Genomic DNA, 22,745 nt, shown 5'->3' with positions numbered 1-22,745 from the left:
CTATGTTAATACAGTTAAACCCAACTGGGGTTTTAGATTTACTGTCGCAATTAGAAGTTGATTTATTAGAGCAATCGTCTGCTAGTGAGCGTTATAAATTATTTAGAAACTGCGTACTTGCAGTCCTCAATGTAGGTAGCCATACCGACGACAGTAACGATATATACGACAAATACAAAGATTTTGATATTCGTTTAGTAAGCCGCGAACGAGGTATTAAAATTGAGCTTGAAAACCCACCCGAAACCGCATTTGTTGATGGCGAAATAATTACAGGTATTCACGAACATATATTTTCTGTTATTCGTGATATTTTGTTTATTTGTCAAAAATACGAAAAAGATTTAAAAGAGCAAAAAGCCATAACCCATATGGTGTTCGATATGCTCAGAAATGCAGGTGCACTGCGTGTTAAAAGCGAGCCTAACATGGTTGTTTGCTGGGGCGGACATTCAATAAACGAGGTTGAATATAAGTACACAAAACAAGTAGGTTACGAACTTGGTTTACGTGGATTAAATATTTGTACCGGTTGTGGTCCTGGTGCCATGAAAGGCCCAATGAAAGGCGCAACTATTGGCCACGCAAAGCAACGTAACACCGATAATCGCTACTTAGGTTTAACAGAGCCAAGCATTATTGCTGCCGAGCCACCAAATCCTATTGTAAACGAACTCGTTATTTTACCTGATATTGAAAAACGCCTTGAAGCTTTTATTAGAACAGCTCACGCAATTATCATTTTTCCTGGTGGCGCAGGTACTGCTGAAGAGTTGTTATATTTATTAGGCATATTGTTGCACCCAGGTAATACTAAGCAATGTTTACCTGTTATTTTAACTGGCCCCAAACAAAGCGAGGCGTACTTTAAAGAGCTATGCGAGTTCGTTGAAATGACACTTGGTAAGGAAGCCTTGGATAAGTTTGAAGTAATTATTGATAATCCTGAATTAGTCGGTCAAAAACTAAAGTCATCGATGGCTAATGTTCGTGATTACCGTAAAAGTGAAGGTGATGCCTACTACTTTAACTGGACATTAAAAATAGATAACGACTTTCAACAACCTTTTGCACCAACACATGAAAATATGGCAAGTCTAGATTTACACCTTGATCAGCCTAAACAGCTACTCGCGGCTAATTTGCGTAGAGCTTTCTCTGGTATTGTTGCTGGTAATGTAAAAGACGAAGGCGTTAGAGCCATTAAACTAAACGGTCCATACATTTTAAGTGGCGAACCTGCCCTTATGACAAATATGGATAAATTATTACAGGCATTTGTTCTTCAAGGTCGCATGAAGCTCCCTGGTAGTAAATATGTTCCATGTTACAAAATAAAAGCATGAGTTTTATAGTTTGAAACCCCATTTACTTCTTATTGATGCGCTTAATTTAATTAGGCGCATTTACGCCGTTGACGCAAATCAAAAACATCATAGCGACGAGCAAATGATACAAACGTGCTGTGCACGTGTAGCCCACGCCTGTAAAAAGCTTTTAGATACGAGTAATGCAACCCATGCCATTGCTGTGTTCGATGGTGACAAAAGCTGGCGTTATCATTTTTATAAAGACTACAAACATTCACGCGCGCCAATGCCCCAAGTATTAAAAGATGCTCTATTGCATTTTAAAGCCGCAATTGAAGAAACAGGTATTGTAGTATTTGAGCCTATTAACGATGAAGCTGATGATATTATTGCAACGCTTGCCTTTAAGGCATCAAATAATCAAATAACGAGCACTGTTGTTTCTACTGATAAAGGCTTTTTACCTTATATTGGCCCTTACATTACAGTTTACGATTACTTTAAAAAGCTCTATCTAGATGAGACAAGTATAAAAGAGCGTTTTGGTGTTGAGCAAAATAAACTCGTTGATTTTTGGGCATTAGCGGGCGATAAAACTAATGATATTCCGGGAGTTAAAGGAATAGGTACTAAATCTGCGCAGCAAATAGTTAATAACTATAACTCAATTGAACAAGCAGCCGAAGATGAGTCTCTAAGCCCGAGTATTAAAGCAAAGTTAGCTGCTAATATGGATATGTACGTAATTTCAAAGCACTTGGTTAGTTTACGCACCGATATAAATTTAGGTTTTAGTTTAAAGCAGTTAAGACTTAATTAGTCGCAAGTTAATAGCCTCAAAACATTACAAAACGTATACTGATATTAGTTACCGGAGTCAGAGTAAGCCATATTGAAAAAATTTATCCGATATTTAATTTTAGGTTTAGGGCTATATGCACTGATAGCTGCATTGGTGATTACCTTTTATAAAGACGATCCTCAAGCTATGATTTGGCAAGACCGAGAGGCTTTCAATAAACGTTACATCGAAAAACTATCACTTGAGAAGCCAACAACACTAAATAGTGTTCTTGATTACTTAGGCAGCCCCGATCTTACTTATGCCAAACGAGATGGTGAACAAGTATTTCAGATAGTTTTTTATCGTACACAACATAAAACATCTGACGGTATTACCACTATGGATGAATGTACTGGCCTATTATTTAAAAATGGGCAGCTGTTTTTATGGGGCCCGAGTGCATACAATAAATACCAAGAACAAAATTAGGTGAAGGTTTAATGGATGAAGCTGTTTCAACTACCTTAGAGCAGCTGCTTAATAATACGCAGCTGTTTTTAAGTTATTATAACAATAAACAAAAATGGACAGCTCTATATCCAATGGCAAGTAAGCTAGCTGAGCAATATAGAGTGCTCTACAGCAAACAGCCACTCGCATTACAATCCCGATTAACGCTTTATAATCCAAGTTATTCTTATGCAACAAATTTAGTTGTTAGTCAGAGCGTCATAACTGCCGCACTGTGTAAGTCTCAAAATTATAATAGTGCCTTAAGTGAGCTATACATAGCCGCTACTCTCATTGAACATTTATGTGTTGGAGCGCAATTAAACAAGCTTTGCGAGCAAACACCTTTTCAAGATTCTGATAAAAAAATTTGGAAAATGCGTCATCAGTTAGCAGCAAAAGTAATGTTAGCTAGTGGCGATTCAGCCAAACCTGTTACGCAGTTACTAGCTAAATTAAATAAGTATAAACAAGCATTGGTAAGTGCTCCTAAAATAATGCTTTACGATGGGGGCATAACGCTGATTGCTCTAGCAAATATTATTAGCATGAACATTACGAGCAATACGGCTAATAAACATATTAGCTTATATAAAGCACTTACCGATTTGTACATTCGTACACCTAACTTGTTCGCACTGCAATTAATTAAATCACTAATAGCGCATTTAGGGCCATTATTACCGGGAAGCCGCGTTTTATACGCTGAGCAAACCATGATTTATTTAGCAACTGATGCACAACAACGGCATGTTTTAATTAGTACAGAAAATCCTAATAAATTAACCTGGTACAGAGTAAAAGCAACGCTTAACGATAATCCAAGACAATGGCATTGCACTGATAAAACCATTAGCTTCAAAGTATTTAACAGTGAACATGTAAAACCACAAAGTGAGCATGAGGTTGATAAGGCACAATCTTTACTTGAGCTAATAAGTAATATTAAGTTACAGCACGAATACAGCTATAAAGGATTAAGCCTGCTGATGGCGCATCACCCTCTCGTAATTGCTAATTTATGCGAGGCTGTAAAACCATATAATAAAGAACACCAGCCCGCAAAAGACTTAAAACATAGTTTATCGATGGTCGGTTATTATAATGCACCTGCAATAATTCAACGGGTTGTTTTTGAACAATTAGTTAATGTTACCCCACATCCATTGCAAGCCTACGTGACTAACAGATTAAATGGATTAGTAAAAATAATGGCTTTATTGGTTAGTAAAAATGACCATGACCAGTTTGAGCACATTACTTTACCTTTATACGCTTACGCCCATTTTTTATTAACGCAATGCAGTAAACAGCTTTCTCGTAAAACGCTGGTTGACGACACACCAAATAAAACATTGAGTGCCCCTATTTGCTCATTTTTTGGGGTAAGTTCAATTAACACCGAACAACTAACACAACAGCTTACTCATTTATTGAGTGACAACCCATGGACTGCAGCACTCTTAGAAGCAGAGCAAACACCTAAGAAGCACTTAACTGAGGCCCATAAACTTTGGATCACACTTAAGATTGTTGCTCAAAATGTGTTTAAACCAGAACTTTCGCTAACTCCGTGGCAGCAGCAAACGTTAAATGAACAGCTAAAAATACTCAAGTGGCATAACCAAGCTGATTTTTATCAACAATTAGAATCTCTTGAGTTGTTTAATAGTATTTAGTTTATTAGAAGCTATTTTATGTCTTTATACCCATTATAACTTTCGTGTATACCCAGTATTTTTTGTATAAACTAGCAAAATGGGTGATAAATTGGTATAAATGCGCCCTTAAATTTTCAAGCACGTTCACATAAATGTTCTAACAAGCGGTTACTCTCTCAGAGTAATAATTTATGTGCAAATCAAACTCTTTAAAGGAAAAGTCAATGGCCAAACAAACCATCACAGTGATCAAAGGCGACGGCATCGGTCCGAGCATTATCGACTCAGCACTTGAAATATTAAAAGCCGCAGGTTGCGACTTTGATTATGAATTTGTTGATGCTGGCCTAGCTGCACTTGAAAAAACAGGTGAGTTATTACCGCAAGAAACAGTTGATACAATTGCTAAAAACAAAATCACTCTTAAAGGCCCATTAACTACGCCTGTAGGTGAAGGTTTTACATCTATTAACGTAACACTTCGTAAGCAATTTGGTTTATACGCTAACGTACGTCCAGTTAAATCATTTGTTGGTACTAAAGCACGTTACGACGATATTGATATCATTACTATTCGTGAAAATACGCAAGGTATGTACTCAGGTGCTGGCCAAGTAGTAAGTGAAGACGGTAATGAAGCAGAAGCAAAATCGATAATTACGCGTGAAGGCGCAGAAAAAATCGTAACTTTTGCATACGAGCTAGCGGTACGCGAAGGTCGTAAAAAAGTAACTGCAGTTCATAAAGCTAACATTTTAAAATCAACATCTGGTTTGTTTTTAAAAGTAGCACGTGAAGTAGCTGAGCGTTACCCACAAATTGAATCAAATGAAATGATTGTTGATGCAACATGTATGAAGCTGGTAATGACACCTGAAGAGTTTGACGTAATTGTTACGACTAACTTATTTGGTGATATTTTATCTGACCTTTGTGCTGGTTTAGTTGGCGGTTTAGGTATGGCACCTGGTGCTAACATTGGTGAAGATGCAGCAATTTTTGAAGCTGTACATGGTAGTGCACCAGATATTGCTGGCAAAAACCTAGCTAACCCAACATCTGTAATTTTAGCATCTATTCAAATGCTTGAGCATTTAAATATGGGCGATACTGCAGAGCGTATTCGTAGTGCTGTTGCTGATGTAATTAAATCAGGCGACCGTACAACTCGCGATTTAGGTGGCAGCCACGGTACAACTGATTTCACTCAATCAGTAATTGACCGTTTATAATTAATATTTGTTATTGATTTAAATAGCCCGCTAATTTAGCGGGCTTTTTTATGTTTGCTAACTGCGTTTACTACCTAATGTATTTATGCAAGTTAGTATTAAACCTAAATAAACTTAACAGTAGTAATCCTAATAAACCCGCCAGTGATCCGCCACTTGAACCCGAACTACTTTGTTGTTTTTGTACAGTAGCAGATAACTCTTGAGTAAAAGTATCATTGGTTTGAGTATCAGTAACATTCAACGTTACGTTATAAGTCCCGTCAGCTTGATAAGTATGCCTTGGGTTTTGTAAATTTGATAACGCACTGCCATCACCAAAATCCCAACTGTAAGTGTAACTATTAAAGCCGCCGGTTACTTGGGCATTAAATTGTGCGCTTAAATCACTAACTGTAGCGTTTGCGTTTATGCTAAGCGGAACATTAGCAGTTACATCAATCGCTTTAGTTTGCTCCGTGCCTTCGTTATCGGTCACTGTAAGCGTTACTTGGTAATCACCAGAGTACAAATAATTATACGTAAGTGATTGAGTCGCTAAAGTACTTCCATCTCCTAGCTGCCAATTATAAGTATACGGTGCGACTCCACCTGTAAGCGATGCCTCAGCTGTTAAAGTTCCTTGGTTTATTTCATATTCAATTTCACTTACAGTTAATGGTTCAACTAATGTAACTTGTGCTACAGCTACTTGCTGTGAAGTACCATTATCTGCCATAAACTCAACGTTATAAGTGCCATAGTCTTGGTATTCATGAGTAGGCGTTAACTCTGTGCTGGAGCTCCCGTCGTCAAAACTCCACGTAAATTTGTCCGCTGGAGTAAGTGCAAAACCTTCTACACTAAAATTAACGGTTAAACCGTTTTTAGTAAAATTAATTCCCTTAGTAACATCGTAAGTAAGCTCTACCTCTATATCTTCACTGTCTGCTGACTGGCCTATAATACTAAACCCAAAACCAACCTGTGGAAGCACAACACCCGATGGTTTTTGCGCTGCAAAGCTATAATCGGTTTTATCAGTAAACCCGGTGATAGCTGATAAATCATCATCACCTAACCCTGCCCTTTGTTGATATAGGCTAAAAGCAGCATCACGTATTTGAATTGCTGAAGCTGCCGGAGTTTGCGTACTACCTTTATTTATTGATCGCTGATCGGCATCTACCACTAATGCAAAACCACTGCCTGGATGCTCGGTAGTATTATTATCTGCTTGAGATTCATTGCTGTACCACAATAATAACCCCGGTGAGTACTGCTCTGCTTGCAAACTACTGTCAACGCCTGTGTATGAACGCAGTTGTAAATAGTAATGTGATGGCGATGCATATGTGTAACTACCAACTTTTTCAAAGCCATTAAACACAGTGTTAACTTGATCTTGTGCATTATTTTGCCAAATTAAAGTATCACTTTGCTCAATGCGCATATCATCAACAACAAAACCATAATAATGTGTGTTCGCATCTGTTATGTATTCAATTTTTAAATCAATTGTTTGCCCAGCATAAGCTGATAAATCAAACTTATGGGTCAAATAGCCGTTAGGTTGCTTAGCATCACTATTAAGAAATGAATCACCTGAGATATACGGACCAATATCACCGTAGTATGGATTAAGCGCTTGCGTATAATTACTCGCGATTGGCTCGCCATCTACTTTTACTTGAACTAAATCGTAATCGCGCTCAATACTGTAATAAGCAATAAAGCTTAAAGTAAGTGTCTCAGTTGTGCTTGGTAGCGCTATTGTATTAGCTAAGCTGTTGCTAATATTGTCGCCCGTATTTGAATAGTATTGAAAATCACCTTCTACTGGAGCCCTAAATTTTTCGAGCCTTGGTGGTAGTGATATTTTTATTTGATTTTGCTGTTGTGAAGTACTCGCAGTATTAATTAATGTTTGCTGTGAGTTAGCCTCTATCTCATCCATATCAAGCGTAAGCTGGTTAACCCAGTTACCCTGGTACCGCTTTTGTAAATATTCAAGCGCATAAGGGCTAAACATAACTGGCTCTGAGCCTCTTGGCGAACCAGCCCAACTTCCTGTCGACATAACTGACCAAGACGCGACAGGCTCACCTACCGTGTTAGATTGTAAGTCGTATTCATCTAATAATCCTAAATCATGCCCAAATTCATGCACAACCACACCAATCCCGGCATCAATAGGGTTAATGGTATAACCAAAGAGCTTAATGTTGCTGCCTGCAATCTCGCTCGGCCCGCTATTTTCATCAAATACATAGTAGCGGTGCGACCAAATAGCATCGGTGCTTAGGTAACCGCCACCCGCTTCTTCGCCAATACTTGAATGAAATACCATTACATGGTCAATAATACCATTAGGTTCATTAAGGATACCGTCGCCATCAATATCATCTAAATCAGTTAAGTCATAATCCGCTAAATTAATATTAAACTTTGCAACTGCTTTCTCCACAGCCTCTTTAATTAAAGCGGGCGCATTTATATCCCGTGTACTGCCTTGGCGCTCACCATATATTTTTGAATTGCTATTAGCGGTTACCCAACCATATACCTGCCCGCTAAAGTTTAAGCTATTTCCCGAAGCCGCTTTATAATAATCAGCAGCCGTTTTTAAGCTTTGTCCATCAGGGCCTGTATAACCTTGAGTATTAAAAAGCATTTGCTGATAGTGCTCAGTTGAATAATCAGCGTAAAACATATCGGTGTCTTGCTCTACAAGTTGATTGTCGTCATGTTTAAGATCAGGAAAATCAATTAAAATAGCTAACACTTTCACATCATTAACGCTTTGATCTGGCACTAGCGACGTTGAAAAAGCGACCTGTTGTTTATTTGTATTTGAAAAAACGTTGGAAGAGGATTTAAATAGCCTAAAGCCATTTTTAATTGAGTGATTGGCAACGTCTTTGTTACTCATATATAACTTAAATGAACTATCTAACTCACTTGAAGATATTTGGTCTCTTTTTTTAAGCCAATATAAAATACGCTCTTCGTTAGTTATACCAACATCATGCGGACTTAAGTTATTAGCCGCCACCATAGGGCTTAATAGCGTAGTTAAAAGCGCAATTAACGTCACTTTTTTCACTGTGTTTTCCTCAAACATAATTATGTAGCAATCATACCTAATAATAGAAATTTAAACATGCGATAAAAACATATAGTTAACATATGCAATTAAAGCTAATGATCTCTCACGCTCTTTTATATCTAAAATCGAACTTACAATCTAAAATGCATAATTTCTGCCAGTAAACTCAATTAAACATAGGTTTTCTGCAGGTTTAAATTAAAAAAAGCCACAAAACGAATTTAAAATGCAAAAAACAGCTTTCAAGGTTGACATAAAGGCTTAAAACCCTTAAAAATAAACCTATACAAAATCTTTAATTTAAAAGCAGTGTTTTGCTAAGTAGAGTAAAAACTATGAACACACACATTAATCTTTTAGTCGTACTCGTACTGGTCTTAGTTATAAGCCCAGCGGGGATGTATTAAAAGGTGATACTGCTTTTTAAAAACCCTCGCACTACGCGGGGGTTTTTTTATGCATAAAAAAGCGCACAGAGGAATGAGGATGAGCAAACAAGAATATAATGGTTCTGAACTAGTAGTTCAGGCATTAAAAGAGTTAAAGGTAAAATACATATTTGGCTATCCCGGTGGTTCGGTTTTAGACTTATATGATGCACTTTTTCAACAAGATGACATTGAACATATATTAGTACGTCACGAACAAGCTGCAACACATATGGCTGACGGCTATGCTCGCGCCACTGGAGACGTTGGTGTTGTACTTGCAACCTCAGGCCCTGGCGCTACAAACTGTATTACAGGTATTGCAACGGCCTACATGGATTCAATTCCTATGGTTGTGTTATCAGGCCAAGTGCCTACAAATTTGATTGGCGACGACGCATTCCAAGAAACCGATATTGTGGGTTGTTCTCGCCCTGTAGTTAAACACAGTTTTAACTGTAGAAGTGCTAAAGACATCCCTACAATCTTAGCTAAAGCTTTTTATATTGCTAGCACTGGTCGCCCAGGTCCTGTCGTTGTTGAGCTTCCAAAAGATATGCTTAACCCTGCTATTAAGTTTGAATACGAATTTCCTAAAACCACCGAGCTGAGAACGTACAGCCCTAATACTAAAGGGCACTCAAAACAAATTCGCAAAGCCGTAACAGCGATTTTAGAGGCCAAAAAACTGGTTATCTACTCTGGTGGTGGTATTGTTATTTCAAATACATCAGAGCAATTAACGCATTTAGTTGAATCATTAAATGCCCCCATTACAAATACACTAATGGGATTGGGTGGTATTTCAGGTGTGCATCCAAACTTTGTAGGTATGTTAGGCATGCACGGCACGCTTGAGGCAAACAAAGCAATGGCTAACGCCGATGTGATTTTAGCGCTTGGTGCCCGATTTGATGACAGGGTAACTAATAATGTTCAAAAGTTTTGCCCTAGTGCCACAATTGTTCATGTTGATGTTGACCCAACTTCAATTTCTAAAACAATTAAAGCACACATACCAGTTGTAGGTTGTTTAGCAACCGTACTTGAACAACTACAAGCGGGTATTGATAAAAGCCCAATTAAAATAGACCGCAGCGCGCAAGAAGATTGGTGGCGACAAATTATCAGCTGGCGCGAACAAAAGTGCTTAAGCTACAACACTGCTGGCGACAAAATTAAACCACAAGCTGTAATTGAAGCGGTTTATAAAGCTACTAATGGCGATGCTTACGTAAGTTCTGACGTTGGTCAGCATCAAATGTTTGCAGCGCAATATTATCCATTTAAGCATCCTCGACAATGGATCAACTCAGGCGGCCTAGGCACCATGGGCTTTGGTTTACCTGCTGCAATGGGCGTAAAGCTAGCCTTTCCTGATAAAGAGTCTGTGTGTATTACGGGTGATGGCTCTATTCAAATGAATATTCAAGAACTATCAACCTGTTTACAGTACAACCTAGCGGTAAAGGTTGTATCACTTAATAACCGCTCTTTAGGTATGGTACGCCAATGGCAAGACATGGTTTACGGTGGACGTCATTCATCATCTTACATGGATTCACTACCTGATTTTGTTAAGTTAGTTGAAAGCTACGGCCATGTAGGCATACAAGTAAACACACTAGATGAGTTACAACCTGCTATCGATAAAGCAATGTCAATTAACGACCGATTAGTCTTTTTAGATATAAACGTTGATGAAAAAGAACATGTATACCCAATGCAAATTAAGTTAGGCGGCATTGATGAGATGTGGTTACGTAAAGGAGTAAAAGCATAATGCGTCGTATTTTATCTATTTTATTAGAAAACGAACCAGGTGCCCTATCACGTATTGTTGGGCTTTTTTCACAACGTGCATATAACATCGACAGCCTAACTGTTGGCACAACTGACGATCAATCATTGTCGCGTATTACCATTACCACTATGGGTGATGACAGAGTTGTAGAGCAAATTACAAAGCAGGTTAACAAATTAGTCGACGTGCTTAAAATTATCGATTTAACAGAAATGAGTCACATTGAACGTGAGTTATTGCTTGTTAAGGTATTTGCTCAAGACGAGACGACTCGTGCAGCAGTTACGCGAGTAGTTGATGTGTTCCAAGGTGCTATTTTAGATATGGGCCGACAAAGCTATAGTCTACAACTAGTGAGCAGTACAGACAAAATAGAATCGTTTTTAGACACACTTCGCCATGAAACCGATATTATTGAAGTTGTACGTTCTGGCGCTGTTGGCATTGGTCGAGGCGATAAAGCCTTAAAAGCGTAAACTTATAATAAAAAGGCATCGATTGGTGCCTTTAATCAGCATAAAAAAAAAGAGCTAAATAGCTCTTTTTTTAATTTAATTCGTTAAACCTATTAAGGGTTTACTTGGTCTTTAAGACCTTTACCTGCTTTAAAGCTTGGGATAGTTGCCGCTGCGATTTGGATCTCAGCACCCGTTTGTGGGTTACGGCCAGTGCGAGCTGCACGTTCTTTTACTGAGAAAGTACCAAAACCAACTAATGCTACTGAATCACCTTCTTTTAAAGAAGAAGTTACAGCACCTGTAAACGCGTCAAGAGCACGAGTAGCAGCGGCTTTAGAGATTTCTGCATCAGTAGCAATTTTTTCAACTAATTGAGCTTTATTCATTGTTAGATTCCTATTCGTTATTATTTTGCCTTCGCAAAACCTATCTTTATGCATTTTTAAAGAGTTAGCAACAGCAAATTGCATTTTTTGCTTAAATTCTTAAAAAATGAGTAAAATTTAAATAATTCTCTGTAAAATACAGCGTGTTGGGTTAACAAAGACTTAATTTGAGTACAATTTTGGCGCAAGTTAAGCAACTGGGTAAATAAGCTATATTTTTTCGATCACTAAGGTCACTTCCCCGACCTCCACACCAAACTTAACAATAGATGTGCGGTTTATCAAGCGCGATTGTGTAACCAGGTACATCCAATCATCAAAATTTACTTCTAAAGTACTGCCATCGTATGGAAGCTCTACATCGTAATTCCAATGAAATACGCTGCCATCACTTTTACCTTTTGCTGTACCTATAACATCATCTGCCGTCCCCGTTAAACTATTGTCTTCATTTAACGTTATTTTCCAAATACGCTTTTGAGTTTCGCCATCGTCATAAACAAAGTCTTCTTCAATAACGCCCTGGTTACCGTCCCAAGTCGCATTCATATCTACGACAAGCTTTCGGGTCAATTCCCCCTTAAAGTCTTGTACAACACCGTAGGCTTTTAAATTTCCACTAAAAAATGTTTTAAAGTCAAAGTTTGGTGATGTATTTTTATAATGCTCAACATTTGGTGCCGAACAGCTTATAAGCAACAAAGCAGATAAGCACACAAGAGCTGTTTTAAACGCGTTAAATACATTCATATTAATTCCCTAATAGTTGCTTTCGTAGTTTCGGCTCAGAGGTTTTTTCATCCAGCCAAATGGCTAAAAAATCACTCGAAAATTGAGATTCATTTATTTCGCCAATTTTTTCATCATTATGATAAAAAGTACTCATACCTTGCTCATTTGTGACTAACGTTAGCGAGTCACCTTGTTTAATATCAGGCCAAATAGACAATAATTTACTGTCGTATTTATCTGCCAGCTCTTTTTTCCCAATATGCTGCCACTGCTCATTTGTTGCTTTTACAATTTCTTTAGCTTCAAAGTCACGTAAATAGGTAAGTTTAAATTTAATAGGATGCGTTCCTGCGCTGTAATTACCTGAAGGGGTAAATAAAACCGCGTCATATACATCCCAAAATAAATACTCCATTCGTGCTTCGCCTACTTTATTAAATTGTGTATCAGCTAAAACAATTGAAGTTGTAAGCAAATAAAAAGCTACTGCGTTTAGTAAAAATTTCAAAATAAGCTCCCTCGGGTCAATGGGTAGTATTACGAAATGGGAATTGTGGGCGATCAGCGGTTGATGAATAACTTAATTTTTCGGTTTATAAAAACAATAGCAGTAAACACAGTAGACCAAAGCGCACCGTAAACGAGCCAAAACTGCCATAAAGGTAAACCTAAACTTATTACTTCAAAGCGTGCTCCAGCCCAATAACTTGCTGGCGCAAAAGCCATGCATACTAAAAAGGCCTGCCAAAGCTTTAATTTACTCAAAAAAACCATAGAAGTATTTAAAGAAAGTAATAACGCAGCCCATAAAAAGACGAGCCATAGAGGGAAGGGATAAACTTTAAATTCTAACAAGCCTAACTTTACTGCTATAAATTCTAATAATAGTGCTAAAGGTAGTGCTTTAATCAGTAGTAAGGTGTCTTGTTTTTTTTGTTTTGACAACCAAAACATTAAAACAATAATCAATCCACTAAAAAGTAGCGAATCAGCTTCAAGCAGCAATGATAAAAACCACACTGCTTGAAATAAAACAAAATTAGTAACCGAGCGCAATATCATCGTTATCGCTAACAAAACGTGGTTTACGTGCCATTAAATGCACCGTACTTGTAGCTCTGGCTCTAAACGCGCCTTCGCAATAAGCAAAATAAAATAACCATAAACGATAAAAACGTTCATCAAATTTTGAGCGGTCCAAATCAGGCCAGCTTTTTATAAAACGGCTTCGCCAATCAGCCAATGTTCGCGCATAGTGTGCGCCAATATCATTAACAGTATGAATTACCATGTCGGTATTATTTTTAATCTGTTCACTCATTTCGTTGAGTGATGGCAAACACCCACCTGGAAAAATATACTGCTGGATAAAGTCAGAGTTTTTTAAGTAATGCTTATAACGTTGATCGCCAATAGTAATTGCTTGTATGAGCATGGCACCGTCATCTTTTAACAGTTCACCACATTGGGTAAAAAAGCTAGGTAAGTACTCATGGCCCACCGCTTCTATCATTTCGATAGAAACAAGCTTGTCGTATTTACCTTTTAGTAGTCTGTAATCGAGCTTGAGTAATGTTATTTTACTTTCAAGACCAAGTTCAACAATTTTGTTGGCGACATAATCATGTTGCTCATCAGATATGGTTGTAGTTGTTACATGGCAATCGTAATGTGTGGCTGCATATATAGCAAAAGCACCCCACCCTGTACCAATTTCAATTACTGAATCATTTTTTTGAAGCTCAACTTGCTCACAAATGCGTTTCAGCTTGTATTGTTGAGCCTCTTCAAGTGTCGCTTCTTTTGTAGGATATACGGCACTTGAGTAGAGCATTTCTTTACTCAAAAATGATTCGTACAGATCATTACCTAAATCATAATGAGCAACGATGTTTTTCTTAGAACCCGATTCAGAATTTTTGTTTTTTATATGATTAAACCGATGTGCGATATTACTAAAAAATGCGAATTTCTTTTCAAACTCATCAAGTTGCTTTTCATTTATAGCAAATATCTCAATGAAAGAGGTTAAATTGTCACAAGACCAATGCCCCAAAATATACGCTTCACCAGCGCCAACGCTACCAGATAATGCAAATGCTTTATACATAGCTTTATCGTTTACTATAATTGTTGCTTTTAGAACTGAAGATGAGTCACCAAAAACTGTACGCTCATTTGCATCAATTAAAATTATTTGGCCTGTTTCAATTGACGAAAAGGCTTTAGTCACTAATTTTTTATATATGTTAGTTAACCAATTTGTGCTTTGTTCGCAATTTAAGCTCGACACTTTATCCATTGAAATACCTATTAATTGTCCTGACTATCTATGCGCTTTATGGCTTGCCTGAGTGGCCTAAAAAAGGAACTCGTTTAATAAACAACTTTAACGCTTGATAATAAATACCTTTGAAAATAGACCATGTCATGGCCGGAAAACGTTTAAATAACTTATTAACTTCTTCTTTAGTAAGCTCTTTACGCTTTAAGCGAAGTGTAGCATCAAATAATAGCTCTTCATTTCGCTTATTTTCAATGTGTATCAATGTTTTATCAAGCGATTGCTTAACATGCCAATGATAGTTCATGTCTAGATTCATGAAAGGTGATACGGAAAAAACCTTTTTAAAGTTCACTTTTTTTTCTAAAGGTATTAAATAATAATGACGTTCGTTCCATGGTGTATTACTTACTTCAGCAATCATGTATTTAAAACGGGTGTCGTTATGACCAAAAAAGTAAAAATTAACAGGACTAAAATACACACCAAAACAACGAAGTTGCCCAAGCATGTAAATATGAGAAAAGGTTTCAGTAATACCTAAATTGGCAAGTTGTTCGTGTGCACGCTCAATAAGAGGACGTTTAGCAAGCTGTGAGGTGCCTTTAAGATAATCAGCTTCATTAAACTTTAACGCCTTTAAGCCTGACGTACCTATGTGTTTATGCACACCATTTAGTTGTTGAGGATTATTTAAATCTACCCACATCATATACAAAGGGTAACTAAAGCGATGTTCTTTAACAGCAAAACGGCGATGTTTAACATCGCCTAAATACACTGCACTAGTCAAATTCGACCCCAAGTTGCTTGGCTACATCTACACCACTGTGTACGCCATCTTCATGAAAACCATTGTACCAATAAGCGCCACAAAAGTAACTATTTTTGTGTCCATCAATACTGTGTTTAAGTTTTTGAGCCGCAATAGACTCTTGGTTAAATACAGGGTGATGATACGTAAACTCGCGCAAAATTTTACTTTGGCTTATCCCTTCAAGATGGTTAAGCGTTACACAAAACTGTGTATCTGATTGTATACCTTGCAAAATATTCATTTGGTAAGTTACAACAGCGGCTTTATCCGTGTTGTTATTAAGTAGGTAGTTCCAGCTTGCCCATGCCGCTTTTCTATCTGGTAAAAGGTTTGTATCGGTGTGCAGCACAACTGAATTCTCAGTGTAAGCTATTGCACCCAATACTGACTTTTCTTGCTCAGTAGCATCACCCAGTAGTGCAAGCGCCTGATCTGAATGACAAGCAAATATTACTTTATCAAATTTGCTTTGCTCACCATTGGCAAACTCTATTGTTACTTCATCATTTTGACGTGTAACTGATTTAATATTTGTATTGAGGTTAATTTTATCGGCAAAACCTCTGATCAGTGGCTTAATGTACTGACGAGATCCACCCGGTACTACGTACCACTGTGGTCTATTGGTTACATCTAAAAGCCCATGATTAAAGAAGAACTTAACAAAAAACTCAACGCCTACGTTTTCCATTTCTTTAATACTGGTAGACCAAATAGCCGCGCCCATAGGAAGAATATAATGGTATTTAAAAAAGTCATTAAACTGGTTATCGTTAAGCAATTGCCCTAATGATTGATCAGACTGGTAATCACTTTTTTCATGCATTGCTTTGCACAGTTTGTTAAACCTAACAATGTCGTACAATAATCGCCAAAACTTAGGTCTAAGAATATTACGACGCTGTGCAAATAAGCTTGTAAACGTATGTCCATTGTATTCAAAACCAGTGGCTTCATTGTGCACACTAAAGCTCATCTGGGTTGTTTGTTTATCAATACCAATGCGCGAAAGTAGCTTTTCAAAATATGGGTAAGTTCGGTCATTAAATACAATAAAGCCAGTGTCTATTGCGTATTTGATGCCACACACATCAACATCAACCGTTGCTGTGTGGCCACCTATGTAATCATTTTTTTCAAATACGGTGACATCGTAATGTTTGTGAAGCAAATGCCCACATGTTAAACCAGATATACCAGTTCCTATTATTGCTATTTTTTTCAACGGGCTAATCCTTTTGCGATTTTAAGCCAAATCGGCAGTGGTAAAATGCGTAAAGCTTTTAATATAAGTGTAAAACGATAAGGGAAATGGACGTCTTTGCGGCGTTTTTGAATACCCTTAATCATGTAGTCAGCTGCTTTTTCAGCAGTAACGGCCATAGGCATCGGGAAATCATTTTTATTAGTAAGTGGCGTTTTTACAAAGCCAGGGTGAACTAAAGTCACATCAACATCATTTAAATCAACCGCTAAGCTTTTTGCTAAGTAACTTACACCCGCTTTTGATGCGCCATAAGCTTCTGAACGAGGTAGCGCAAGATAAGTAACACTTGAGCTGACCAAAACAAGTTGCCCGCCTGGATTTATTTTAGGAAGTAACGCCTCAAGGCAATACCCCATAGAAAGTAAATTTACGTTTATTACACGCTCAAACAACGCGCTATCAAAGTTGCGCGCATCATCTATATATTCACAATTACCCGCGTTTAAAATAACACGGTCAAAATGAGGAAAGCCAATAGTAGACTCTTTTATATCTTGCAGGTTAGTTGCATCAAATTTACATGCTTGGATATTGTCGTATTTAGCAAACTCGGCGAGCTTATCACTATTACGACCGCAAGCTATAACAGTGTCTCCTAGCTGTGCATATTTAATTGCTAGCTGCTCGCCAATACCTGATGTAGCACCCGTTATAAGTGTGATCATAATTAACCTGCTCTTTTATCAATTAGCTTTATAACGCTACCAAGTAAAGGAATGTGTTTGTATAACAACTCGCCCACATTAAAGTAGTCTCTGTGCTTAATAATTTTGCCATCTTTAAAAATAAGCTTGCTATGACCGTCTACCGAGATAGTTTTACCTGATGAGAGCTTTGGATGTGCATAATGCATAGTCCAATAAATAAAAGCATTGTTACCGCTATTAAACGAATCACTAATATCAAACTGGCAATGCTTAACATTGCTGTATAAGTTAGCAAAGTATCTGCGCAATTCTACAATGCCGTTAATTTCATGCATCGGGTCTATAAACTGTATGTTGTCACAGTAAATATCACTCAATAAATCAAGATTAGTGCTATCAAGCTGTTGGTATATTTCAACAAATTTATCTACTGGTAACTGGTTATCCATATCACACCTTAAATGCAGCAAGTGCACGTTCTCGTGCCGCTTTATGATCAACTATTGCTGGCCAGTAACATTCCTTATCTTTGCCTGTTGCGGCTAAATAAGTGTGTGGAAAATGAATGTGTTTATCTGGCACGTTTTCAAGCTCTGGCAAATACTTACGGATAAACTTGCCCGTTGGATCAAAGCGTTCGCTTTGTCTGATAGGATTAAAAACTCTAAAATAAGGCTGAGCATCACAGCCCGTACTTGCAGCCCACTGCCAACCACCATTATTTGATGCTAAATCGCCATCAATTAAGTACTGCATAAAAAAGCGTTCACCTTCACGCCAGTCTATTAATAAATGTTTAGTTAAAAAGCTTGCAACAACCATTCGTAAACGATTATGCATCCAACCAGTTTGCTTAAGTTGTAGCATTGCTGCATCCACTAATGGGTAACCTGTACGCCCTTCGCACCATGCTTTAAAATCGCTTTCGCTTTTACGCCACACTACAGCATTATACTTTTCGTTAAAGTTATCGCCGCGCGAAAGCTTCGGAAATTCAGCAATTAAATGCCTGTAAAATTCGCGCCAAACAAGCTCGTTAATCCACGTAAACGTTTTACTTTTTGATGTAGTTAAAATATCAGGATAACGCTGCTGAATATTAATAAGCAATTGCTTTGTGCTTACAATACCTAGGGCTAAATACGGGCTTAAACCCGATGTGCCTTTTACACTGGGAATATCACGCTGGTCGTCGTAACTTGTAAGTTTGTCGCATATAAAATTATCAACTACGGTAGAGAGTGTTTCGTCGTCAACCGGCCACTTATCTGAGCACCCATCACTTTTTAGTAAATCACTCTCGTCAAACTCAATAGGGTCAGAAGTTAAAGGCCATTGTGGCAAACTAAAGTGTGTATCTTGATACTGCTTTAACCATGCACGTTTAAAAGGAGTAAACACTTTATACATTTCATTACTTTGATTTTTGACCGTTCCAACAGGTGCAATTAAATCACCTTCGTACAAAGTAAAAGTAATAGAAAGCTCATCGCATTCATGCAAAATTGCTTTATCGCGGTTTACTTCATTAAGCTCATATTCTGTATTAGCAATTACGTGTTTTACATCGTTTGCTTTACAAAAGTTAATAAGCTCGCGCGTACAATCACAAAAGCTCGGCGCTTCAATAATATGTAAAGTAATACCGTAATCAGCAAGTTGTGATTGAAGATAAGTAACTCGGCGCTTGAGTAAGTCAATCTGAATAGACGCAGCTTGGTGTTGTTGCCACTGCTTTTCAGACACAAAAAAAATGGCGTGTTTAGCGCCATTATTTAGCGCTTGAATTAACGCTTCATTAGAAAAAATGCGCAAATCGCGCCTAAACCAAAATAATGTATCCATTAAATACCAAATCGTAATTTTAAATCGTGAGGGTATGGGTTAAAAAACACTTGTTTTTCAAGGTACTCATTCGGATAAACTTTCAAATGATGTTTTAACAAGGTAAGTGGTACATACAATGGCACCAATCCTTCTCGGTATTCGTCTATGGCATCACGAAGTTCTTGTTTTTCAACCTTTGATAAATCATTTTTAAAGTAGCCTTGTAAATGCATTAGGGTGTTGCAATTATTTCTTCGAGAAGCAGGCTTTTTCAGACCCGTCATCAAACCTAAAATATATTCATCAGCAACTGCATTTATGTCGTCACCTACGAACGTTCCAAGCAGATTACCTAAATCACGATAAGCTTGGTAATTATGAGCCATCAACAAGTACTTATACTGAGAATGAAATTGAGTAAGCTTGTGAACCGTTAGTGGTTCTTGTACTAACTTTTGCCAATTTTTAAATACGTAAATTCTCATTACAAAGTTTTCACGTAAATGCATGTCATTTAAGCGACCGTTTTCTTCACATGGCAATAATGGGTTGTGCTTCATTATTTGCTCAGCAAAAAAACCAATGCCTTCAGAAGTATTACCCGTGCCTGCTTCGTTGTATATTTTAATGCGCTCCATGCCGCAGCTTGGACTTTTTGCGCAAAATACAAACCCGCTCAACTCTTTAGCTTGTTCTGTTGCAACTTTTTTACCATACTCGGTAAGTTGTTGACCTACATCTCCAGTGCCATCTGGGCGACATACTTTAATAGTATCGCCAATTTTAACTTGGCGAATAGTTGGACGAGGTATTGGTAAACCTACCGCTACCTCCGGACAAAACCGTGTATATTCAACGTGTTTACCTAACTCATCCATACAGAAGTTTGACTTTTTATGACCTGTGTCAAATCTAACTTTTTCGCCTGCTAAGCAGGCGCTAATACCTATTTTTATTATATCTGTGTGCATAAATTCTCTTAGTAAATCAAATTACCTATTGGATTTAGTAACTTGCTGAAGCCCTTATTAAAATGTAGCGCACTACTGACAACTGTAAAGCACAAACAACCATCTTTTGTTAAAGGAGTATGTTGGTGGCTACCATCTTGCCATATAAAGTCACCTGGTACATATTTTCCTTCTTCATCACTAAACTCGCCATCTAGGAGTAAAGTAACTTCAAAGCCAGTGTGCGTGTGTTCTGGTATTTCACCACCAGCATCAATATGTAACAAACTAGAGCGTAACGGGCCATCATCAAGTGCAATACGCGATCTCGCAAGCTTACCCACTTGGGTAAATTTACTGTGAGAAATACGCGTTAGTGCACGTGGAAGCTGATAATTATGCTCATTGACTTTAATAGAAACAGGCTCTACTTCATAAACTTCGTCGATAGAATCATCAGACGTGATCATATCAAGCACATTCAATTCAAATTCTTCAAGTAACTCAGGTTGCTCAGCTTGAGGTTTCTCATATTGCGCTGGCTCTTCGCTAAATAATGCGTTTGCGTTGCTTGCCTCAATTTTAGCTACTTTAGCTTGGCACACAGGGCACATATCTACATGTATAGAAACGGCTAAACTCAATGATGTAGCAAGTGATGCATCGCAATACTGTGTCAGTAAAGTTTCACTCGGGTGATGTTTAATCATGCTGATCTCCCATTTCATTACGTAATTTTTGCAAGGCCAAACGTAATCGTGATTTTACCGTGCCTACTGGAATATTAAGTTGATGTGCAAGTTGCTCTTGCGACATGTCTTGAAAATAAACGCCTCTTACCACTTCGCGTTGAGCAATAGGTAATTTGTCTAAATAACGTTTAATTTGTTTATCTTCTAAATGATCACTGTATTCGTGATGTGTATCTTGTGATTCGTTTAATAACGGCCAAATATCTTCGCTTATGTTTTCTTCTTTATTACTTTTCATTTTACGAAGCATATCGAATGAAGCATTACGCATAACGGTATAAACCCACGTAGTAGCCGCACCTTTATCACTGTGATACAAATGTGCTTTACGCCAAACAGATGTTAGCGTCTCTTGCACAAGCTCCATTGCTTGAGCTTCAACACCAAATTGCTTAATTCCAAAGCGTTTAATTTTTGGCGCAAAGTATTCAAATAAATAGGAAAATGCTTTTTTATCGCGTGACTGTGCAACATCTATAAGCGCTTGCATGAGTTCTTTACTCGGCGTTTCTGGCATGGCAGTGTACTTACCTGTATTAGGTTCACAACGTGGTGACTGTTGTTGACTTACCATAATAGTTTATCCCGTTATTGCTTTTGTATTAAGTAATACGGGCAATAATTAATTTAGGATCATAAAATTTAGGCAAATTCGTTATTAATCACAGTATGGAGGAAATTCAGTAAGTTATCAAAGTTCGTTTCAAACGCAAGTTGCTGTTTTTTCTCAATAGAAATAGGTAGGAGCTCAAGCCAACGAGCTGCAATCCAAGGCAGTTTGTCAAAGTGAGTTTTTTTGTACAGTAAATTAAGTTCCGGATTACTTTTAAACACGTTTAAAAGCGCATCATGCAATAAATCATGTTCGCCAACTGAGTTGTTAGAATCCTTATACCAATATGGCGTATTACAAGAAGACACCAAACCATGTCGCAGTTCGTCCTCGTCTTGATAAACATCATTTATTTGAACGCTTTGAGAAGCAAACACATCGATTAATAATACATCGTTGTCGTCTTGGTCAAAATCAATAATATCAACAAGGCAACCTTGCGCGCTTATATTAAATGGCGTGTCGTGCTCAAATGTACAAAGCACAAACCCTGTATTGTTTTTTAATGCGGTTTTAACCATATTTAAATAGCGAGGCTCAAATATGCGTAATCGCGTATAGCCTTCAGGTAACATAAAAATGGGTAATGGAAAAATCGCACGTTTCATAAAGTCTACTTCTTTCAAACACTCTGCCTTTATTTACGTGCGCTTTTGCTAAGTCGATCAGCTTTGTATGAATCGAATTAATTACCAGCTATATAATTGGCTAAAGATTAAACCAACCTCCCATAGCTTTAAACACTTGAACCGAGTAATAAGCGCTAATCATACTGACTACGGGTGCTAACATTAATGCAAATAATCCAAGTTCACTGCTCATCGTTTTAATCCTTTAAATGATTTATTTTACGTTTTTTATACTAGTGTCAGTATTTTTAAGCGCTGAGCTATCTGTTAAAGCGGGCTCATCTAATAAACCCTCTAAAACAGTTTTAGCATCAAAATAAAGCGTTTCCTTTAGTGATTTTTCAAGCTCGATTGTGGTTTGCATTACGTAGCTTGCTACACTTTGAGTTAATATATCAGTTACATCTAGGTCCACTTCTGTTGCATGTACTTGCGCAGAACCTAATACTAATAAACTTGCCATAGCTATTTTAATTGAATGTTTCATAATGGTATTCCTTGTTTGTGTATTGTTTAGACGTAGTTACATACTCAAGGGTTGTGCCAACATAAAAATAAATCGTAAG

At 37.6% G+C, this 22,745-nt stretch carries 23 protein-coding genes; 7 read left to right on the top strand and 16 right to left on the bottom strand.

Annotated features, from left to right (window positions below; genetic code table 11):
• The first annotated feature begins 2 nt into the window (after positions 1 to 2).
• The 5 genes from ppnN (at position 3) to H5122_RS09775 (ending at position 5,497) form a co-directional block, all read left to right on the top strand.
• Complete coding sequence (gene ppnN / locus H5122_RS09795; RefSeq protein ID WP_182681970.1) at positions 3 to 1,346, top strand: nucleotide 5'-monophosphate nucleosidase PpnN; 1,344 nt, start codon at positions 3 to 5, stop codon at positions 1,344 to 1,346.
• A gap of 10 nt (positions 1,347 to 1,356) precedes the next feature.
• On the top strand, positions 1,357 to 2,130 hold the full coding sequence (gene xni, locus H5122_RS09790) for a flap endonuclease Xni (RefSeq protein WP_024596930.1): 774 nt from the start codon (positions 1,357 to 1,359) through the stop codon (positions 2,128 to 2,130).
• A gap of 69 nt (positions 2,131 to 2,199) precedes the next feature.
• A complete protein-coding gene (locus tag H5122_RS09785) occupies positions 2,200 to 2,583 on the top strand; it encodes a DUF3192 domain-containing protein (protein ID WP_182672401.1) in 384 nt (127 codons plus the stop codon).
• A gap of 11 nt (positions 2,584 to 2,594) precedes the next feature.
• Positions 2,595 to 4,283 (top strand): hypothetical protein, encoded by a 1,689-nt coding sequence (locus tag H5122_RS09780; RefSeq protein ID WP_182681971.1) that lies wholly within the window; start codon positions 2,595 to 2,597, stop codon positions 4,281 to 4,283.
• A gap of 206 nt (positions 4,284 to 4,489) precedes the next feature.
• Positions 4,490 to 5,497, top strand: coding sequence for an isocitrate dehydrogenase (locus H5122_RS09775; protein WP_039487666.1), 1,008 nt, complete (start codon positions 4,490 to 4,492; stop codon positions 5,495 to 5,497).
• A gap of 70 nt (positions 5,498 to 5,567) precedes the next feature.
• Here H5122_RS09775 and H5122_RS09770 read toward each other — a convergent pair whose 3' ends face one another.
• Positions 5,568 to 8,582 (bottom strand): immune inhibitor A domain-containing protein, encoded by a 3,015-nt coding sequence (locus H5122_RS09770; protein WP_182681972.1) that lies wholly within the window; start codon positions 8,580 to 8,582, stop codon positions 5,568 to 5,570.
• 489 nt (positions 8,583 to 9,071) lie between these two features.
• On the opposite strand from H5122_RS09770, the gene H5122_RS09765 reads away from it, so the two are divergent.
• Positions 9,072 to 10,796, top strand: a complete 1,725-nt coding sequence (locus tag H5122_RS09765; protein ID WP_182681973.1) for an acetolactate synthase 3 large subunit — start codon at positions 9,072 to 9,074, stop codon at positions 10,794 to 10,796.
• Positions 10,796 to 11,293 (top strand): acetolactate synthase small subunit, encoded by a 498-nt coding sequence (ilvN, locus tag H5122_RS09760; RefSeq protein WP_002960314.1) that lies wholly within the window; start codon positions 10,796 to 10,798, stop codon positions 11,291 to 11,293. Before H5122_RS09765 ends, ilvN begins: the two co-directional genes overlap by 1 nt.
• Positions 11,294 to 11,385: 92 nt before the next feature.
• Here ilvN and H5122_RS09755 read toward each other — a convergent pair whose 3' ends face one another.
• From H5122_RS09755 to H5122_RS09685, 15 genes are all read right to left on the bottom strand, one after another.
• Positions 11,386 to 11,661 carry an HU family DNA-binding protein gene (locus H5122_RS09755; protein WP_002962474.1) on the bottom strand — a complete coding sequence of 92 codons (276 nt, stop codon included), beginning with the start codon at positions 11,659 to 11,661 and terminating at the stop codon, positions 11,386 to 11,388.
• Between the two features lie 210 nt (positions 11,662 to 11,871).
• Positions 11,872 to 12,411, bottom strand: coding sequence for a DUF3833 domain-containing protein (locus H5122_RS09750; protein WP_182671231.1), 540 nt, complete (start codon positions 12,409 to 12,411; stop codon positions 11,872 to 11,874).
• A gap of 1 nt (position 12,412) precedes the next feature.
• Complete coding sequence (locus H5122_RS09745; protein ID WP_182681974.1) at positions 12,413 to 12,901, bottom strand: chalcone isomerase family protein; 489 nt, start codon at positions 12,899 to 12,901, stop codon at positions 12,413 to 12,415.
• A gap of 53 nt (positions 12,902 to 12,954) precedes the next feature.
• Positions 12,955 to 13,455 carry a DUF2878 domain-containing protein gene (locus H5122_RS09740; protein WP_182681975.1) on the bottom strand — a complete coding sequence of 167 codons (501 nt, stop codon included), beginning with the start codon at positions 13,453 to 13,455 and terminating at the stop codon, positions 12,955 to 12,957.
• Positions 13,433 to 14,695 (bottom strand): cyclopropane-fatty-acyl-phospholipid synthase family protein, encoded by a 1,263-nt coding sequence (locus tag H5122_RS09735; protein ID WP_182681976.1) that lies wholly within the window; start codon positions 14,693 to 14,695, stop codon positions 13,433 to 13,435. Before H5122_RS09735 ends, H5122_RS09740 begins: the two co-directional genes overlap by 23 nt.
• A 37-nt stretch (positions 14,696 to 14,732) precedes the next feature.
• On the bottom strand, positions 14,733 to 15,470 hold the full coding sequence (locus H5122_RS09730) for a DUF1365 domain-containing protein (protein WP_182681977.1): 738 nt from the start codon (positions 15,468 to 15,470) through the stop codon (positions 14,733 to 14,735).
• Positions 15,463 to 16,719, bottom strand: a complete 1,257-nt coding sequence (locus H5122_RS09725; protein WP_182681978.1) for an NAD(P)/FAD-dependent oxidoreductase — start codon at positions 16,717 to 16,719, stop codon at positions 15,463 to 15,465. Before H5122_RS09725 ends, H5122_RS09730 begins: the two co-directional genes overlap by 8 nt.
• Positions 16,716 to 17,426, bottom strand: a complete 711-nt coding sequence (locus tag H5122_RS09720) for an SDR family NAD(P)-dependent oxidoreductase (RefSeq protein WP_182681979.1) — start codon at positions 17,424 to 17,426, stop codon at positions 16,716 to 16,718. Before H5122_RS09720 ends, H5122_RS09725 begins: the two co-directional genes overlap by 4 nt.
• Before the next feature lie 2 nt (positions 17,427 to 17,428).
• A complete protein-coding gene (locus H5122_RS09715; protein ID WP_002962464.1) occupies positions 17,429 to 17,857 on the bottom strand; it encodes a nuclear transport factor 2 family protein in 429 nt (142 codons plus the stop codon).
• Between the two features lies 1 nt (position 17,858).
• Positions 17,859 to 19,253 carry a deoxyribodipyrimidine photo-lyase gene (gene phrB, locus H5122_RS09710; protein ID WP_182681980.1) on the bottom strand — a complete coding sequence of 465 codons (1,395 nt, stop codon included), beginning with the start codon at positions 19,251 to 19,253 and terminating at the stop codon, positions 17,859 to 17,861.
• Positions 19,253 to 20,206 carry a DUF523 and DUF1722 domain-containing protein gene (locus tag H5122_RS09705; protein WP_182681981.1) on the bottom strand — a complete coding sequence of 318 codons (954 nt, stop codon included), beginning with the start codon at positions 20,204 to 20,206 and terminating at the stop codon, positions 19,253 to 19,255. The genes phrB and H5122_RS09705 overlap by 1 nt, the downstream gene beginning before the upstream one ends.
• Before the next feature lie 8 nt (positions 20,207 to 20,214).
• A complete protein-coding gene (locus H5122_RS09700; RefSeq protein ID WP_002962459.1) occupies positions 20,215 to 20,895 on the bottom strand; it encodes a ChrR family anti-sigma-E factor in 681 nt (226 codons plus the stop codon).
• Positions 20,888 to 21,511, bottom strand: a complete 624-nt coding sequence (locus H5122_RS09695; protein WP_002962457.1) for a sigma-70 family RNA polymerase sigma factor — start codon at positions 21,509 to 21,511, stop codon at positions 20,888 to 20,890. The genes H5122_RS09700 and H5122_RS09695 overlap by 8 nt, the downstream gene beginning before the upstream one ends.
• A 68-nt stretch (positions 21,512 to 21,579) precedes the next feature.
• Positions 21,580 to 22,158, bottom strand: coding sequence for an LON peptidase substrate-binding domain-containing protein (locus H5122_RS09690; protein WP_024596915.1), 579 nt, complete (start codon positions 22,156 to 22,158; stop codon positions 21,580 to 21,582).
• Positions 22,159 to 22,393: 235 nt separating this feature from the next.
• Positions 22,394 to 22,666: a hypothetical protein gene (locus H5122_RS09685; protein WP_182671221.1), complete on the bottom strand. Its 273-nt coding sequence runs from the start codon at positions 22,664 to 22,666 to the stop codon at positions 22,394 to 22,396.
• Positions 22,667 to 22,745: the final 79 nt, after the last annotated feature.

This window comes from Pseudoalteromonas sp. SG43-8 (genome assembly GCF_014164245.1).
In the GTDB taxonomy this organism is placed as follows: Bacteria; Pseudomonadota; Gammaproteobacteria; order Enterobacterales; family Alteromonadaceae; genus Pseudoalteromonas; species Pseudoalteromonas distincta.
Note: the sequence above shows the minus strand (reverse complement) of the source record. Positions and strands in the feature narration are given on the sequence as shown.